At 67.0% G+C, this 16,641-nt stretch carries 19 protein-coding genes; 11 read left to right on the top strand and 8 right to left on the bottom strand.

What is annotated here, in order from left to right:
* Positions 1-10: 10 nt before the first annotated feature.
* The 3 genes from AC1RVY_RS01960 to icd form a co-directional block, all read right to left on the bottom strand.
* Positions 11-406, bottom strand: a complete 396-nt coding sequence (locus AC1RVY_RS01960; protein ID WP_218294899.1) for a response regulator — start codon at positions 404-406, stop codon at positions 11-13.
* Positions 403-2,253 (bottom strand): PAS domain S-box protein, encoded by a 1,851-nt coding sequence (locus AC1RVY_RS01955; RefSeq protein WP_218294898.1) that lies wholly within the window; start codon positions 2,251-2,253, stop codon positions 403-405. Before AC1RVY_RS01955 ends, AC1RVY_RS01960 begins: the two co-directional genes overlap by 4 nt.
* A gap of 333 nt (positions 2,254-2,586) precedes the next feature.
* A complete protein-coding gene (gene icd / locus AC1RVY_RS01950) occupies positions 2,587-3,849 on the bottom strand; it encodes an NADP-dependent isocitrate dehydrogenase (protein ID WP_218294897.1) in 1,263 nt (420 codons plus the stop codon).
* A gap of 193 nt (positions 3,850-4,042) precedes the next feature.
* Here icd and AC1RVY_RS01945 point away from each other — a divergent pair, with 193 nt between their 5' ends.
* Positions 4,043-4,273, top strand: coding sequence for a hypothetical protein (locus AC1RVY_RS01945; protein ID WP_218294896.1), 231 nt, complete (start codon positions 4,043-4,045; stop codon positions 4,271-4,273).
* Between the two features lie 208 nt (positions 4,274-4,481).
* Entirely contained in the window at positions 4,482-5,006 is a 525-nt protein-coding gene (locus AC1RVY_RS01940; protein ID WP_492805059.1) for a DUF192 domain-containing protein, read from the top strand.
* A 102-nt stretch (positions 5,007-5,108) separates the two neighbouring features.
* Here AC1RVY_RS01940 and AC1RVY_RS01935 read toward each other — a convergent pair whose 3' ends face one another.
* Together AC1RVY_RS01935 and xseA are read right to left on the bottom strand one after the other, a co-directional pair.
* On the bottom strand, positions 5,109-5,690 hold the full coding sequence (locus tag AC1RVY_RS01935; RefSeq protein ID WP_218338504.1) for a superoxide dismutase: 582 nt from the start codon (positions 5,688-5,690) through the stop codon (positions 5,109-5,111).
* 181 nt (positions 5,691-5,871) lie between these two features.
* A complete protein-coding gene (gene xseA, locus AC1RVY_RS01930) occupies positions 5,872-7,197 on the bottom strand; it encodes an exodeoxyribonuclease VII large subunit (protein ID WP_492805057.1) in 1,326 nt (441 codons plus the stop codon).
* A 352-nt stretch (positions 7,198-7,549) separates the two neighbouring features.
* Between xseA and AC1RVY_RS01925 the strand changes: the two genes are divergently transcribed.
* From AC1RVY_RS01925 to adk, 6 genes are all read left to right on the top strand, one after another.
* Complete coding sequence (locus tag AC1RVY_RS01925) at positions 7,550-8,194, top strand: MotA/TolQ/ExbB proton channel family protein (protein WP_218294891.1); 645 nt, start codon at positions 7,550-7,552, stop codon at positions 8,192-8,194.
* Between the two features lie 172 nt (positions 8,195-8,366).
* Positions 8,367-8,801, top strand: coding sequence for an ExbD/TolR family protein (locus AC1RVY_RS01920; RefSeq protein ID WP_218294890.1), 435 nt, complete (start codon positions 8,367-8,369; stop codon positions 8,799-8,801).
* 6 nt (positions 8,802-8,807) lie between these two features.
* Positions 8,808-9,854, top strand: coding sequence for a tetraacyldisaccharide 4'-kinase (gene lpxK, locus AC1RVY_RS01915; RefSeq protein ID WP_492805055.1), 1,047 nt, complete (start codon positions 8,808-8,810; stop codon positions 9,852-9,854).
* An 80-nt stretch (positions 9,855-9,934) separates the two neighbouring features.
* Positions 9,935-10,117 carry a Trm112 family protein gene (locus tag AC1RVY_RS01910; protein WP_056062396.1) on the top strand — a complete coding sequence of 61 codons (183 nt, stop codon included), beginning with the start codon at positions 9,935-9,937 and terminating at the stop codon, positions 10,115-10,117.
* Entirely contained in the window at positions 10,114-10,941 is an 828-nt protein-coding gene (gene kdsB, locus AC1RVY_RS01905) for a 3-deoxy-manno-octulosonate cytidylyltransferase (RefSeq protein ID WP_492805053.1), read from the top strand. Before AC1RVY_RS01910 ends, kdsB begins: the two co-directional genes overlap by 4 nt.
* Before the next feature lie 236 nt (positions 10,942-11,177).
* Positions 11,178-11,834, top strand: a complete 657-nt coding sequence (gene adk / locus AC1RVY_RS01900; RefSeq protein ID WP_218338501.1) for an adenylate kinase — start codon at positions 11,178-11,180, stop codon at positions 11,832-11,834.
* 152 nt (positions 11,835-11,986) lie between these two features.
* On the opposite strand, the gene AC1RVY_RS01895 is transcribed toward adk, so the two are convergent.
* From AC1RVY_RS01895 to AC1RVY_RS01885, 3 genes are read right to left on the bottom strand one after another with little or no spacing between them, the layout of a single operon-like run.
* Positions 11,987-12,457, bottom strand: coding sequence for a DUF6152 family protein (locus tag AC1RVY_RS01895; protein ID WP_218294887.1), 471 nt, complete (start codon positions 12,455-12,457; stop codon positions 11,987-11,989).
* 19 nt (positions 12,458-12,476) lie between these two features.
* On the bottom strand, positions 12,477-12,896 hold the full coding sequence (locus AC1RVY_RS01890) for a hypothetical protein (protein WP_218295306.1): 420 nt from the start codon (positions 12,894-12,896) through the stop codon (positions 12,477-12,479).
* A gap of 19 nt (positions 12,897-12,915) precedes the next feature.
* The gene (locus tag AC1RVY_RS01885; RefSeq protein ID WP_218294886.1) at positions 12,916-13,872 is read right to left on the bottom strand and encodes an asparaginase; all 957 of its coding nucleotides are present in this window, start codon (positions 13,870-13,872) and stop codon (positions 12,916-12,918) included.
* A gap of 83 nt (positions 13,873-13,955) precedes the next feature.
* On the opposite strand from AC1RVY_RS01885, the gene lexA reads away from it, so the two are divergent.
* The 3 genes from lexA (at position 13,956) to AC1RVY_RS01870 (ending at position 16,555) form a co-directional block, all read left to right on the top strand.
* Entirely contained in the window at positions 13,956-14,630 is a 675-nt protein-coding gene (gene lexA / locus AC1RVY_RS01880; RefSeq protein ID WP_218294885.1) for a transcriptional repressor LexA, read from the top strand.
* A 156-nt stretch (positions 14,631-14,786) separates the two neighbouring features.
* Positions 14,787-15,284 carry a hypothetical protein gene (locus AC1RVY_RS01875; protein WP_492805050.1) on the top strand — a complete coding sequence of 166 codons (498 nt, stop codon included), beginning with the start codon at positions 14,787-14,789 and terminating at the stop codon, positions 15,282-15,284.
* 263 nt (positions 15,285-15,547) lie between these two features.
* On the top strand, positions 15,548-16,555 hold the full coding sequence (locus tag AC1RVY_RS01870) for a D-2-hydroxyacid dehydrogenase family protein (protein WP_218294883.1): 1,008 nt from the start codon (positions 15,548-15,550) through the stop codon (positions 16,553-16,555).
* The last annotated feature ends 86 nt before the right edge of the window (positions 16,556-16,641 follow it).

Below are 16,641 nucleotides of genomic sequence, written 5' to 3'. Positions count from 1 at the left end.
CGTAGCTGCTTCAGGCCGCCGCAGGCGGCGCGTGAAACGAGGAGCCCAGAAATGCCTCGACCTGCTTCACGAAAGTCTCGGGCGTGATGGGCTTGGAAAGGTGCTCGTCGAAACCCACGTCGAGCGCCTTTTCGCGGTCGCCCGGCATGGAGAATGCCGTGACGGCCACCAGCGGCACCACGCGCCACGCGTGGTGGGAGCGCAGGCTCTGCGCCACCTCGTAGCCGTTCATGACGGGCATCTGCAGGTCGCACAGGATCAGGTCGGGAGATTCCGCCAGCGCGAGCCCCATGCCCAGCGCGCCATTCTCGGCGGCCAGCACGCGGTGGCCCGCGGCCTCCAGCAGGTAGGTGACGAGTTCCCGGCTCGCGTCATCGTCCTCGATGACGAGGATGGTGGCTTTCATGCGCTGGTCTCCTGGAATTCCACGGTGAACGTGCTGCCCTGCCCTTCGGTGCTTTCAAAGCCGACGCTGCCGCCCAGCGCCTCGGCCAGCTTGCGGCTCAGGTGCAGGCCCAGGCCCGTGCCTTCGTGGTGGCGCCGGTCGGCGGTCTCCACGCGCGAGAACGCCTCGAACAGCCGGGACTGCTCCTGCGGCGCGATCCCGGGCCCCGTGTCCCGCACCCGGACCTGCACGGTGCGGCCTTGCGGCGACAGGGTCTCTTCCAGCACCACCTCCACGGCCCCCTCCGGCGTGAACTTGATGGCATTGCCCACCAGATTGATGAGTATCTGGCTGAACGCCCGGCGGTCGGTGTGCAGGGTGACGGCCTGGGCGGGCGCGCGCACGCTGAACGCCAGCCCCTTGCGCCCGGCCTCCTGCTCCAGCGTGGCCGCGACTTCCGCGACGATGCTCCGGCAGTCGAGCGCCTCGATGTTGAGCGACACCTTGTTGGCGCTGAGCTTGGCCACATCCAGCAGGTCATTGATGAGGGAAAGAAGGTGCCGCGCCCCCGTCTGCACGATGCGCAATTGCTTGTCCTGCTCGGGATTGAGCGGGCCCGGCAGCTTCATCAGCAATGTGCCCGTGAAACCGATGATGGCGTTGAGCGGGGTTCGCAGTTCGTGGGACATGCTGGCCAGGAAGCGGTCTTTGACCAAGGCCGCATTTTCAAGCTCCAGGTTCTTGTCGCGCAAGACCCGCTCGATCCGCTTGCGCTCGGTCACGTCGCGGATCGCGCTCGAGACGAAAAGGCCTTCCTCCGTCTGCAGCGGGCTCAGGCTGATCTCGACCGGGAACTCGGAGCCGTCCTTGCGCAGTCCGTACAGATCAAGGCCCGCCCCCATGGAGCGGGTGCGTGGCTCGACGAAGAAGCGGTGGCGGTGCTCGGGATGCCGGGCATTGAAACGTTCGGGCACGAGCAATTCGATCTTCTGGCCCAGCAACTCGGTGCGGCTCCAGCCGAACAGCTTCACGGCCTGGGAATTGACCAGCACGATGCTGCCATCCCGGTCGACGATGACCATGGCGTCGGGCGCGGCTTCAAGCAGGTCCTTGAACTTCTGGTCGGCCCGCTTGCGGTCGGTGATGTCGCGGATGGCGCTCATCACCATCTCGCCTTCCTCGGTGTGGATCGGGCTCAGGCTGATCTCCACCGGAAACTCGGTGCCCCCCTTGCGCAGGCCATACAGCTCCAGGCCCGCTCCCATCGTGCGCGTGCGCGGTGCCCCGAAGAAGCCGCTTCGGTGCCCCAGGTGCGCGCCCCGGTAGCGGTGGGGCAGAAGCACTTCCACCGCCTGCCCCAGCAGCTCGGCCCGCTCGTAGCCGAACACGCGCTCGGCCTGCGAATTCACCAGCACGATGCGGCCGGTCACATTGACCATCACGATGGCATCCGGCGTGGATTCGAGCAGGTCGCGAAACCGTGCCTCCAGCAACTTGGCCTCGCGCTGGACCTTGAGCTGGGTGACATCCTTCTTGCTGGACAGGAAGTACAGCAGCTGCCCGCCGTCATCGCGCACCGCCTTGGTGGAGACATTCACGTGCACGAGCGAGCCGTCCTTGCGGCGGCGCACCGACTCGTGCACCGCCGTCACACCGCGCAATGCCTCGGCGCGGATCTCGTCTTCCTCATGGGCCCGCCCCTCGGGAACGATCAGATCCATCAGGGACCGGCCCTGCACCTCGGCCAGCGCGTAGCCAAAGATCGCTTCGGCGGCGGGGTTCCAGTTGAGCACCATGCCCTCGGGCGACAGCACCAGCAGCGCATCGGGGTTTTGCTCCCAGTATGCGGCGGAAAAATCAGATGCCATGCAGCCCTCCCTGTGTGAGGCCATCTCCCTGCGCAGCGCGTCCCACGCGCACAGACGGCAGCGGCCTTCGCCCTCATTGCCCTCGCCAATGGCTGATCCCATCTTAGGCGGGAAATCTCCAAATAGCCAACACTCAACTGCCCCGCGGATCACCCGCCCCGGCCGCCTGGGCGCGGGCCGCCCCGGGACCGCGCGGCCCAAGCCGCGATGCGCCATACCCCGACCCATCTTCGCCATCCGCCGTGGGAGGCCGAAAAAACAAAAACCCCTGAAATTCTCACGGAGATCAGGGGCTCCATCCGTGCCGCGCGGCCCCGCGCGGCGCGGCGGCGGTCAATCCATCGCGTCGATCATCACCTGGCCAAAACCGGAACAGCTCACCTGCGTGGCGCCATCCATCAGGCGCGCGAAATCGTAGGTCACCTTCTTGGAGGCGATCGACTTTTCCAGCGAGCGGATGATCAGGTTGGCAGCGTCGATCCAGCCCATGTGGCGCAGCATCATCTCGGCCGAGAGGATCTCTGAGCCCGGGTTCACGTAGTCCTTGCCGGCGTACTTGGGCGCCGTGCCGTGCGTGGCCTCGAAGCAGGCCACCGAATCGGACATGTTGGCCCCGGGCGCGATGCCGATGCCACCGACCTGGGCCGCCAGCGCGTCCGAGATGTAGTCGCCGTTGAGGTTGAGCGTGGCCACCACCGAGTATTCGGCGGGGCGCAGCAGGATCTGCTGCAGGAAGGCATCGGCGATGCTGTCCTTGATGGTGATGTCCTTGCCCGACTTGGGGTTCTTGAACTTGCACCACGGGCCGCCATCGATCAGCTGCGCGCCGAACTCCTTTTGCGCCAGGGCATAGGCCCAGTCACGGAATCCGCCTTCGGTGTACTTCATGATGTTGCCCTTGTGCACGATGGTCACGCTGGGCTTGTCGTTGTCGATGGCGTACTGGATGGCCTTGCGCACCAGGCGCTCGGTGCCCTCGCGCGACACGGGCTTGACGCCGATGCCCGAGGTGTTGGGGAAACGGATTTTCTTCACGCCCATCTCATCCTGCAGGAACTTGATGAGTTTCTTGGCCTTGTCGGACTCGGCCTCGAACTCGATGCCGGCATAGATGTCCTCCGAGTTCTCGCGGAAGATCACCATGTTGGTCTTCTCGGGCTCCTTGAGGGGCGAAGGCACACCCTTGAAATACTGCACGGGGCGCAGGCAGACATACAGGTCCAGCTCCTGGCGCAGCGCCACGTTCAGCGAGCGGATGCCGCCGCCCACGGGCGTGGTCAGCGGGCCCTTGATGGAAACCACATACTCGCGCAGCACCTGCAGGGTCTCTTCGGGCAGCCACACGTCGGGGCCATACACCTTGGTGGATTTCTCGCCGGCGTAGACCTCCATCCAGTGGATCTTCTTCTTGCCGCCATAGGCCTTGGCCACCGCGGCATCCACCACCTTGATCATCACCGGCGTGATGTCCAGGCCCGTGCCGTCGCCTTCGATGAAAGGGATGATGGGCTGGTCCGGCACGTTCAGCGACATGTCGGCGTTGACGGTGATTTTCTGGCCTTCGGCGGGCACCTTGATGTGCTGGTAGCTGGTCATGGGCGGGTGTCTCCTGGGGTGGCTGAAACAGGATTCAGCGAATTGGGCAAAGCGCTCTGAAGCCGGTCAATTCTAATGACAAATATTTATGGCCAAGACCCTGTCAACGCGGCTGCCGCTGCTATCGTTGGGGGTGGAGCCATGCGGGGTTTCGCATGGCCCTCAACCCTTGTTCACACTGGAAACGGCACATATGAAAAAACTCCTCGCTGTACTGGTGGCTGGTCTGTTTGCTGCGGGTGCTTTCGCACAGCAAGCGCCAGCAACCGCTCCCGCCCCTGCTGCCCCCGCAGCCCCCATGGCTGCGCCCGCCGCGGCTCCCGCACCGGTAGCCAAGACCCACAAGGCCGCCACCACGGCCAAGAAGAAGACGCACAGCACCAAGAAGGTCGCCAAGAAGAAAACCACCAAGAAGGTGGCCTGAAACGCCGGGCGCCAGGCCCGCGCGGGGCCAGGGCCCACCGCTTCAAGATCGCCCGCTGCCGCGGGCGTTTTTGTTGATGGGGGCCGTGCAATGCCCCGTTGTGCCGCCATGCCCGCATGTTTGCGCTAATCTGCCATCGTCCACAGCGTGATTTTTCCGCTGCCCATTCATTGCCATCGTCCGTGTTGCCTTCATGAAAGCCCTGCCCATGACCGATCTTCACCCGGCCCGCGCCCCGCAGGCCCGCACCGCCCGCGTGATGTCCCTCGCGCGCCGCGCCGCCCTGGCCGCCGCCGCCCTGGTGGCCGCCACCGCCCTGCTGCATGCAGGCGGGGTTGCCGCCCAGGAAGGACCGCAGCTGAATCTGCGGCGCGTCGAACTGACGGCGGGCATGCACCGCATCGACGCCCAGGTCGCCCTTGCACCCCAGGAACGCCAGACCGGCCTCATGCACCGCAAGGAGATGCCGCAGCACGAAGGCATGCTGTTCGTGTTCGAGCAGCCGGCACAGCAGTGCTTCTGGATGAAAAACACCCTGCTGCCCCTCACCGCGGCTTTCGTGGAGGATGACGGCACCATCGTGAACCTGGCGGACATGAAGCCGCAGACACTGGACTCCCACTGCTCCGCCAAGCCCGTGCGCTATGTGCTGGAAATGAACCAGGGCTGGTTTGCCCAGAAGGGCATCAAGGCTGGGGCCAAGCTCTCGGGCGCGCTGTTTCGCCGCCCTTAGGTCCGCCCCTGGGCCAGAGGGACCGCAAAGAAAAACGGCCCCGCGGGGCCGTTTTTTCTTGTCCGCGGCAGGTGGCTGCCACGGCACCGCGCAAGCAATCCGTCAGGCGAAGTTGGCTTCCGCGAACTTCCAGTTCACCAGGCTGGAGAGGAAGGTCTCGACGAACTTGGGGCGCATGTTGCGGTAGTCGATGTAGTACGCGTGTTCCCACACGTCCACCGTCAGCAGTGCCTTGTCGGCCGTGGTCAGCGGCGTGCCGGCGGCGCCGGTGTTCACGATGTCCACGCTGCCGTCGGCCTTCTTCACCAGCCAGGTCCAGCCCGAGCCGAAGTTGCCCACGGCGCTCTTGACGAAGGCTTCCTTGAAGGCGGCGTAGCTGCCCCACTTGGCGTTGATGGCCGCAGCCAGCGCGCCGGAGGGCTCACCGCCACCCTGGGGTGCCATGCAGTTCCAGAAGAAGGTGTGGTTCCAGATCTGGGCAGCGTTGTTGTAGATGCCGCCGCTGGACTTCTTGACGATCTCTTCGAGCGTCATGGATTCGAATTCAGTGCCCTTTTGCAGGTTGTTGAGGTTCACCACATAGGCGTTGTGGTGCTTGCCGTGGTGGTACTCCAGGGTTTCCTGGCTGTAGTGCGGCGCCAGGGCGTCGATGGCGTAAGGCAGCGGGGGAAGGGTATGTTCCATGGTGGTTTCCTCGTGGTTTGAAATTCTGGGATGCCATCTGCACCGCGATCTTTCCTGAGCAATGCAGTCGGACACAGCACAAAGGGGGCATTGTAGGAAGATCAGGTGACCTGTGCAGCGTGAGGCCACACGGATCGGTGCCGAAGCGCCACAACCCGCCACTGTCCTACAGGCACCCCCGTCAGAGCAGGCGCGGCTGGGACACCGTCACATCCACCACGCCGTCGGCCAGCGTGGCGCGCAAGGCGTCGCCGGGGTGCGCCTGCCGCGCGCTGGTCACGGCCTGGCCCCCGGTATCGGTCAGCAGCGCGTACCCGCGCTGCAGCACCAGGCGCGGATCCAGCAACTCCAGCCGCAGGGCCGCGCGGTCCAGGCGGTCCGACTGCCGCGCGGCGCAGCGCTGCAGCTTGTTGGGTAAATCGGCCTCCAGCGCTTTCTGTGTCTGCGCCAGGCGCTGCAATTTCAGGAGCACTCCATGCCGCATGCGCTGGGCCAGGCGCGCCAGTTGCATCTGCTGGCGCGCCACCAGGCCGGACGGGCGGCCCAGCCGCGCCGCCGCCTGGTCCAGCCGCTGGTGGCGTGCATCAAGCTGGCGCTGCACCGCGTCGCCGATGCGCCCGCCCAGCAGGCCCAGGGCGCCCAGCCACACGTCGCGGGGCTGGGCCACCAGCTCGGCGGCCGCGGTGGGCGTGGGCGCGCGCAGGTCGGCGCAGAAGTCGGCGATGGTGAAGTCCGTTTCATGCCCCACGCCGCTGACCAGCGGCACGGGGCTGCGCACGATGGTGCGGGCCAGTTGCTCGTCGTTGAAGGCCCAGAGGTCCTCGATGGAACCCCCGCCCCGCACCAGCAGGATGACGTCGATCGGCGGGTTGCAGGTCAGATCAGCCCCTGGCGCTTGTCCAGCCTGCGCCAGCAGATACAGTTTTGATAGCGCCGCCACCAGCGACGCCGGTGCGGCGCCCCCTTGCACCTGCGCGGGCACCAGCACCACCGGGATGTGTGGCACGCGCCGGCGCAAGGCGGTGACGACGTCGTGCAGGGCCGCCGCCCCCGTGGAGGTGACAAGGCCGATGCCGCGCGGCTGCAGGGGCAGCGGACGCTTGCGGTCGCCGCTGAAAAGGCCTTCGACCTCCAGCTGGGCCTTCAGGCGCAGGAACTGCTCGAACAGCGCACCCTGCCCCGCCCGCTGCATGCTTTCCACGATGAACTGCAGGTCGCCACGCGCCTCGTACACGCCAAGACGGCCGCGCACTTCCACCAATTCGCCATCGCGTGGAGAAAAGTCAAGCAGGCTGGCCGCGCGGCGAAACATGGCACAGCGCAACTGGCCATTCGCGTCCTTGACCGAGAAGTAGCAATGACCGCTGGAAGCGCGCGAGAAGCCCGTGATCTCCCCGCGCACCGCGACAGGATTGAACCGCGCCTCCAGCGCATCAGCAATGGCGCGGCATAGCGCGCCAACTTCCCAAACGCGCGGCGCCGCCGCGAGGCCCGGGCGCTCAAACATGAGATACGGCGGGCTTTCGCGGCGCGCTCCAGGGGCGAGTACTCCACAGAACCGCCCGAGCGACCCAGGACGGCAGCGCGCCCGGCAAAACTGGCCGCAAAACACGGTTGCACGTGCAAGTTATTGATTTATATGATTTTTTCACTGCGCAATTTTTCATCAATCTGTTGCAAGCACGGCGGGACGCCACTTTGCGCGGCGCACGAACCGGGTTTCCCACAAAGTTATCCACAGTTTTTGTGGGTGACACCGCCGATGCGGCGGCCACCCGGCAAGGTAACTGTTTGTGACGCGGAGGCGGCAGGAAGCTGGGCCATAATCGCCGATTGCTTTCATCTGCGCGGAGAGAGATTTGCTGTCCATCATACAAGCCGCAGGCTGGCCGATCTGGCCCCTGATTGCGTGTTCCATCCTGGGAATGGCGCTGATTTTCGAACGGTTCGTGGCCCTCAAGACGGCCCGCGTCGCTCCTCCGAAATTGCTCGATGAAGCCATCACGGTGTCCTCCAAGGCCGTGCCCACCCCCGACGTGGTGAACCAGCTCGCGCAGAACTCCGCCCTGGGCGAGGTGCTCGCCAGCGGCCTGCGCACCCTCAACAGCAACCCTCAGTGCAGCGAGACCGACCTGCGCTCGGCCATGGAAGGCGCCGGCCGGGCCGTGGCCCACCGGCTGGAGAAGTACCTCGCGGCGCTGGCCACCATCGCATCGGCCGCGCCCCTGCTGGGCCTGCTGGGGACCGTGATCGGCATGATAGAGATCTTCGGCTCGCAGGCCGGCAGCGGCGGCGTGGGCCAGGCCATGGGCGGCGGCAACCCCGCGCAGCTGGCGCATGGCATCTCGGTGGCGCTGTACAACACGGCCTTCGGCCTGATCGTGGCGATCCCGGCGCTGATCTTCTGGCGCTACTTCCGCGCCCGCGTCGATGCCTATCTGCTCACGCTGGAGCTGGCTTCCGAGCAGTTCGTCCGCCACATCCTGCGCCTGAGGAAGAAGTGAACTCCCCCCTGAGGCGCGGCCGCGCCCTTCCCTGCTTCTCGCAGCGCCATGCACCGCGGGCAGGGGGACGCCGCCCGTGCGGTGGGGCGGCCCTTGCGCCACGCCCGCCCGCGTTGAGGCCGCCGGTTTCCAAACTTCGCGGGCAACGCGTACCGCCCATTGGATCGTCGACATGAATTTTCGCCCCCGCGCCAAGGAAGAGCCGGAGATCAACCTGATCCCGTTCATCGATGTGCTGCTGGTGATCCTCATCTTCCTGATGCTGACCACCACCTACAGCAAGTTCACGGAGCTGCAGCTCACCCTGCCGGTGGCCGACGCCGAGCAGCAGCGCGACCACCCCAAGGAAGTGATCGTCTCGGTGGCCGCCGACGGCCGCTATGCCGTCAACAAGAACGGCGTGGACGGCAAGAGCGTGGACGCCATCGCGCAGGCCCTGCGCGGCGCCGCCACCGCCGGGCGCGACAGTGTCGTGATCATCAGCGCCGATGCCATGTCGCCGCACCAGTCCGTGGTCTCGGTGATGGAGGCGGCGCGCCGCGTGGGCCTCACGCAGATCACGTTTGCCACGCAGTCGTCGGCCGCGGCGCGCAGCACCGGCCGCTGACACGGCATGGCTGGCCCCGGGCCGCAGCCGCCCCCCCGGTCCGCGGCGCGCGGCGGCGCCCCTTCCCCGGCCTCCGGGCTGCAGAAGATCTGGCAGGCACGCGGCCCGGCCGCCTGGGCGCTGTGGCCCGTCTCCCTGCTGTACCGGGCGCTGGTGGCCCTGCGCCGGGGGCTTTACCGCGCTGGCGTGCTCAAGGCCGAACACCCGGGCCGTCCCGTCGTCGTGGTGGGCAACGTGATCGCCGGAGGCGCCGGAAAGACGCCCGTGGTCATCGCCGTGGTGAAACACCTGCAGGCTCGCGGCCTGCGCCCCGGGGTGATCTCGCGCGGCTATGGCCGCAGCACCACCGATTGCCGGGCGGTGGCGCCCGACAGCCCCGCCCGCGAGGTGGGCGATGAGCCCGCGCTGATCGCGCGCAGCTGCGGGGTGCCGGTTTTCGTCGCGCCGCGCCGCATCGCCGCGGCCCGCGCCCTGCTGGCGGCGCACCCGCACACCGACGTGATCGTCTGCGACGACGGGCTGCAGCACCTGGCCCTGGCGCGCGATGTGGAGGTTTGCATCTTCAACGACCAGGGCGTCGGCAACGGCTTCCTGCTGCCTGCGGGCCCGCTGCGCGAGCCCTGGCCGCGGCCGGTGGACCTGGTGCTCCATGCGGGTGGCGTGCCGCCCCGGGGAGACTTCGAGGCCTATGCGCTGCAACGGCGCCTGGCCCCCTGGGCCGTGCGCTCGGACGGCACCCGCGTGCCCTTGTCCAGCCTGCGGGGGCAGCCTTTGCACGCGGTGGCAGCCGTCGCACGCCCCGGGGACTTCTTTGCGATGCTGCAGGCCCAGGCGTTGCAACTGGCGCACGCGCAGGCCCTGCCGGATCACTATGATTTTGATAGCTGGAACCGCTCACCAGATAACCGTTACACGCTGATCTGCACTGAAAAAGATGCCGTCAAGCTGTGGCCCCGCCACCCGGACGCACTGGCCGTGCCCCTGCAACTGCACATGGATCCAGCCTTTTTCGCGGCCCTGGATGCGCGCCTGCCGGCACCAGGTGATCTTTAGCGCGCACCGGCGGTCCCGCGGGGCTGGCCGCCGCTATCATCGCTGCCTGCCCGAACGAACCTCCCGGAAGCACCGCCACCATGGATCCCAAACTGCTTGAACTGCTGGTCTGCCCTGTCACCAAAGGCCCGCTGACCTACGACCGCGAGGCGCAGGAACTTGTCTCCCGCAGCGCGCGGCTGGCCTACCCGGTGCGCGACGGCATCCCGGTGCTGCTCGAAAACGAAGCCCGCACGCTCACCGACGAGGAACTGGAGCAGTGAGCGCTGTGCCCGCCCCCGGCGCCGTGGCACCGGACTGCCGCTTCACGGTGCTGATCCCGGCCCGCATGGCATCGAGCCGGCTGCCCGACAAACCCCTGGCCGATATCGCCGGCCTGCCCATGGTGGTGCGGGTTGCCCGCCGCGCGGCCCAGAGCGCCGCCACCCGGGTCGTGGTGGCCGCCGACGACAACCGCATCCTGCAGGCCTGCGCGGCCCACGGCGTGGAGGCGATCCTGACCCGCGCCGACCATGCCAGCGGCAGCGACCGGCTGGCAGAGGCCTGCGTCCATCTGGGGCTGGATGGCGCCGACATCGTCGTCAACGTGCAGGGGGATGAACCCCTGATGGACCCCGGCCTCATCCATGCCGTGGCGCAACTGCTGCCGGCCCGCCCCGAGGCCAGCATGGGCACGGCCGCGCACGCCATTGCGTCGCAAGCCGACTACGCCAACCCCAACGTGGTGAAGGTGGTGCTGGACGCGCGGGGCCTGGCGCACTACTTCAGCCGGGCGCCCATCCCCTTCGCCCGCGACCATGCCGCAACGCCCTGGTGGCAAGGCGCCGCCCAGGCGGCCGCACCCGGCGTCGCCGCCCTGGCGGGGTTCGCGCCTTTGCGGCATGTGGGCATCTACAGCTATCGTGCCGGCTTCCTGCGGGAATTTCCGGCGCTGGCGCCAGCCCCCACCGAAGCCGTGGAAGCGCTGGAGCAGCTGCGCGCGCTGTGGCACGGCCACCGCATCGCGGTGCACCTGGCCAGCACCGCCCCGGGGCCTGGCGTGGACACCCCCGAGGATCTGGAGCGGGTCCGCAACCTTTTCCGCTGACGGACGGCCCGCGGCCCCACGGCGCGGGGCCCTGCCCGCGCCACCGTGCAGGGCACTATCCGCACCGCGACACCCTGGCCGCCGCGCGGTACGGCGTGTAAGTCAGCGCAAGGTGGTCGCATGCTATCCTCGCCCGCAACGAGAGCACCGCATCCCGGGCGCACAGAACGGCTTCAGGCGCCCTTCGAACGTCCCCGCCAGCGGCGCCAACCGATTTCTAACCTTCGAGGACTTCCATGAGACTGATTCTGTTGGGCGCGCCTGGCGCCGGAAAGGGCACGCAAGCCACGTTCATCTGCCAGAAATACGGCATCCCGCAAATCTCCACCGGCGACATGCTGCGGGCGGCGGTGAAGGCGGGCACGCCCTTGGGCCTGCAGGCCAAGGCCGTGATGGATTCGGGTGCCCTGGTCAGCGACGACATCATCATCGGTCTCGTGAAGGAACGCATCACGCAGGCGGACTGCGCCAACGGCTTCCTGTTCGACGGCTTTCCCCGCACCATTCCCCAGGCCGACGCCATGAAGGCGGCGGGCGTCAAGCTCGACTACGTGCTCGAAATCGATGTGCCTTTTGACGCCATCATCGAACGCATGAGCGGCCGCCGCTCGCACCCTGCCAGCGGCCGCACCTACCACGTCAAGTTCAACCCCCCCAAGGTGGAAGGCAAGGATGACCTGACGGGCGAGGAACTGATCCAGCGCGAAGACGACAAGGAAGAAACCGTCAAGAAGCGCCTGCAGGTCTACAGCGACCAGACGCGCCCCCTGGTGGACTACTACAGCAGCTGGGCCCAGGCCGAGCCCGACGCCGCCCCCAAGTACCGCGCCATCAGCGGCACGGGCAGCGTGGAAGAAATCACCGCGCGCGCGCTCCAGGCGCTGGCCAGCTGAGCGCGAGGGTCACGCCCTAGGACCAGCGACGCCATGGGGCACCAGGGCGTCGCTTTTCTTTTGGGAGGTGCCGGTGGCCCCTTCAGGCGCGCCGTGGCACCAGCGGTGCCAGGCCCTCATGGCCCCGGCCTTGCCACCCATCCTGGTTTTGTTCAGGCCGGACTGGAGCGCAGGCCGTAGGCCTTGCCGTCCACGAAAAGGTATTCCGCGCGCAGCACCGCATCGCCCTTCTCATCGCGCAGGGTAAAGCCCACCACCGACAGGTCCGTGCCGGGCTTGATCTCCTGCACCTGCCAGGCCTGCATGCGTGTCAGGGGCGCCAGCTCGATCTCCCAGCGGCGGTCCTTGCGGGTGGGCAGCACCGCCTTGGCCAGCAAGGCCTTGCCGTCCACGGGCGAGGCCTGGGCGGGCACCGCGCGCTGCGCCAGGTCCGCGGGAAGCCGCAGCTGCGCGGGAAGCTCCAGCTCCAGCTCGGCATGGGGGTTTTGCCAGCGCACCTTGCGCACCGTGCCTTCCAGATAGATGGGGCGCTCGGCATCAAAACTGCTCCAGCCATGGTGGGCGCGCGCCCAGAGCGGAACCATCGCAGTGGCCAGGAGCAGGCGGCGGCGTTGCAGACTCATCGGTTCTCTCCTTGTCAGGTCACAGATAGGCGATCCAGCGGCCACAGACCACCACGGCCAGCCAGATCAGCGTGGACGCCAGCATCTGCACCCGGGCCAGGGCGTCCAGGCGCGCCAGCGATCCACGCCCATGGAACCACGCGGCGTTGCAGCCCGCAAGCATTAACAGCAGCATCTTCAAGGTGAATGCGCGGCTGGCGAGCAGCTCGGAAGGCTGGGTGGCGAACATCAGCAGGCCCGATGCCGCCGCCAGGCCAAAGCCGCACAATGCCAGCGACAGGCTGAGCCGCGCAAGGTCCTTGACGGGCAGCGCCGCCCCCCGGCCAAACACGCGCAACTCCAGCAGCACCAGGTTGCCCAGCAGCAGGGCAATGCCAACGATGTGCACCACTTCCAGCGCCGGGTAGGCCCAGGCGTGTGTCTTGAGGGCTGCAAACAACACTGGACAGCCTTCGCGCTCAGCGCATCAGGTCCAGCATCAGCGAGATCCGGGCCTTCAGGGGCGGCAGCCCGCCGGAATCAGGCAGCACGTCACCAGGCTTGGGCAGCACCCGCCCCTCGGCGCAGCGCGTGGACCGGACCACCCGCACGCCCACCTCCTGCGCGCGCAGCAATGCGGCTTCCAGAAGGTGGTGGATGGTGCCGTTGCCGGTGCATGCCACCACCAGCCCCTGGACGCCGTCACGCACCAGCGCATCCACCATGGCGCCCGTGGCGCCCGCGTGGCTCATGATCACCTCCACGCGGGGCCAGGCCGCTGCATTTGCTATATTTTGCAGAGCACCCCACGCATGCTTGGCGGGCGGTATCGGCCAATCCTGCGCAAGGCGAATGGCGCCCTCCTCCACCCACCCCAAAGGCCCGGCCTCGCCCGAACTGAGCGCATGGACACGGTACGGATGCACCTTCTGGACCTGCTGTGCGCCGTGGACCTCGCCAGCGGCCACTGCGAGCACGCCGCGGGCACCCGCAGCCACCGCGACCGCCACGGCATCCAGGAGATTTTGCGGCCCGTCGGGCGTGAGCGCCGTGGCCGGGCGCATGGCGCAGGTCAGCACCACGGGTTTCAGCCGGGTATCCAGCACCTGGTTCAGGAACCAGGCCGTCTCCTCCAGCGTATCGGTGCCGTGGGTGATGACCACCCCGCGCACGGAAGCATCCTGGAGGTGGTGGGCGCAGCGCAGCGCCAGGGCCTGCCACACCCCGCCATCCATGTCCTTGCTGTCGATCTGAGCCACCTGCTCCGCCACGAGCATGCCACCGGCCGCCTCCTGCAATCCGGGGACCGCTGCCAGCAGCTGCTCCACCCCGACCTGCGCGGCGGTGTACCCGATGTTGTCACCCGCCTGTGCCGACGTGCCGGCAATGGTTCCTCCAGTGCCCAAAACCACAATTTTTTGCCCACTCACTTGCATACTCCGAAAAACTGGTGAAAAATACAGTTACTGGATTAAAAAACAGTTGTCCTTCACTGTAGCCGCCTCCACCGGAAACCACCATGCTCGACAACCCGAAACTCACGGCCCGCCAGCAACAGATCCTGGACCTCATCCAGACCGCCATTGCACGCACAGGGGCGCCTCCCACCCGCGCCGAAATCGCGGCTGAACTGGGCTTCAAGTCGGCCAATGCGGCAGAAGAACATCTGCAGGCCCTCGCACGCAAGGGCGTGATCGAACTGGTGAGCGGCACATCGCGGGGCATCCGGTTGCGCAGCGACACGCTGCGCTCCATCAATGCAGCGCGCGGCAGCCAGTTCCACCTGCCCATTCCCGGGCTCTCCCAGCTGGTCCTGCCCCTGGTGGGGCGGGTGGCGGCGGGTTCGCCCATTCTCGCGCAGGAACACGTCGACCAGACCTACAGCGTGGAAAACAGCCTGTTCCAGCACAAGCCCGACTACCTGCTCAAGGTGCGTGGCATGTCCATGCGCGATGCCGGCATCATGGACGGCGACCTGCTGGCCGTGCAGTCCACCCGCGAGGCGCGCAACGGCCAGATCATCGTGGCCCGCCTGGGAGACGACGTGACGGTCAAGCGCCTGCGGCGCACCGCCACGGCCATCGAGCTGCTGCCTGAAAACCCGGACTACCCGGTCATCGTGGTACAGCCTGGCGAACCTTTCGAAATCGAAGGTCTCGCGGTAGGCCTCATTCGCAACACCATGCTGATGTAGCCGGTCCCGGCTGCTGGTCCATTCACTACCGCATTGCAGGTGGCGGGCGTTTGGTGTGCCGGGCAAACCGGCACGCCAGCCCTGCGGTGCGGGTTCAATTTGCAATCCTGCCTATGTCCAACCCCCGACCTTCGGAGTTTTCACATGGGAATTGCCTTGACCACCTTTTCCGCCTTCTCCGTGCCGCTGCGCTCGCTGACGCGCTGGTTTCACTCGACCGCCGCGCTCGCGATGCCGTCTGCGGCAGGTTCGCCCCCACCCCGTTCCCACCACGATGGCACGGACCGCAGCGACGGCCGGGGCACGGCCGGCTCCAGGAGCATCCACCGCCCGCAGGGTCTCCCTGGCCCACGTCCGCTGCGCGGCAACTGGCCCTTCACGGTCAACACGCCCCAGACGCCCCCCGCCGAAAGCCCCGGGCGGCAGGCCGCCACCCGCAGAGCACCGCCCGCGATGCCGGTACCGCCCGCAGGAAGCCGCAGCGCCTGCGCAGCACCGCGGCCCACCGATGGATCGGGCCGCCGGACCGCCAAGGTCTTGCGCAGGATCTCAGCCCCCGGCACAGGCCGGCTGGTGATCACCGGCAGGATGGCTGACGTGTGCGCGGAACTGGACCGCATGGTGGCCTGCGAGGGAGCCCTGCAGGCCTCTTGAGACCAAGATACTTCCTTCATCACGGGCCAACGGCGCCAACGGCACGGTCCTCGTTGGCGTGTGGCGTTCCTTCTCGAAAGAGATGGATCTGCGGGCGTGAGAAAAACGGCCGGGGAGCGATGGCACGGCCCCGCCCCGTCCTGCCATGGGCGGCAGCGTTTTGCGGGATGCGCCAACACTCCGTCACCAAAAGCCCCGTACTTTGATGCCCCAGGACGGCGGCCCGGTGAATGCCGGTGGCGCCACCAAGGCACAATATCGGGATGAACATTGTGATTCTCGACGACTACCAGGACGCAGTCCGCAAGCTGCACTGCGCATCCCGGCTCGACGCGTACACCGCCAAGGTCTACACCAACACCGTCAAAGGACTTGGGCAGCTTTCTGTCCGCCTGAAGGATGCCGACATCATCGTTCTGGTGCGGGAGCGCACACAGATCACGCGCCAACTGGTGGAAAAGCTTCCCCGCCTCAAACTGATCGCGCAAACCGGCAAGATCGGCAGTCACATCGACGTGACGGCGTGCACGGAGCGGGGCATTGCCGTGGCCGAGGGCATAGGGTCCCCGGTGGCCCCGGCCGAACTGACCTGGGCCCTCGTGATGGCAGCCATGCGCAGGCTGCCGCAGTACATCGCCAACCTCAAGCACGGCGCCTGGCAGCAGTCCGGGCTGAAGACCGCATCCATGCCCGCCAACTTCGGCCTTGGCAACGTGCTGCGCGGCAAAACGCTGGGCATCTGGGGATATGGCCGCATCGGACAGCTCGTGGCTGGCTACGGACGCGCTTTCGGCATGAACGTGCGCATCTGGGGCCGCGAAGCGTCCCGCGCCCAGGCCTTGACGGACGGCTACCAGGCCGCGACCACGCGCGAGGAGTTCTTCTCGCAGTGTGACGTGATCTCGCTGCACCTGCGCCTCAACGATGAAACGCGCGGCATCGTCTCGCTGGAAGACCTGTCTTGCATGAAGCCCACCTCCCTTCTCGTCAACACATCGCGGGCCGAATTGATCGAGCCCGACGCGCTGATCGCAGCGTTGAACCGGGGCCGTCCCGGCATGGCGGCGGTCGATGTGTTCGAGAGCGAACCCATCCTTCAGGGCCACGCCTTGCTGCGGCTGGAGAATTGCATCTGCACGCCCCACATTGGCTATGTCGAGCAGGACAGCTATGAGCTGTACTTTGGCGCGGCATTCGACAACGTGGTGAATTTCATCAAGGGCACGCCCACCAATATCGTGAATCCAGGCTCGCTTCAGGTAAGACGCTAGCCAGCAGGGCAACAACCGGGCCGCTTGCGCCATCGACGGCGCGGGTGCCCAATAAAAAAGGCTTCCCGAGGGAAGCCTTTTTTGAG

Source organism: Acidovorax sp. GW821-FHT11A03 (assembly GCF_058809075.1).
The sequence above is the reverse complement of the archived record's forward strand: the minus strand, read 5'-3'. Positions and strand labels throughout refer to the sequence as shown.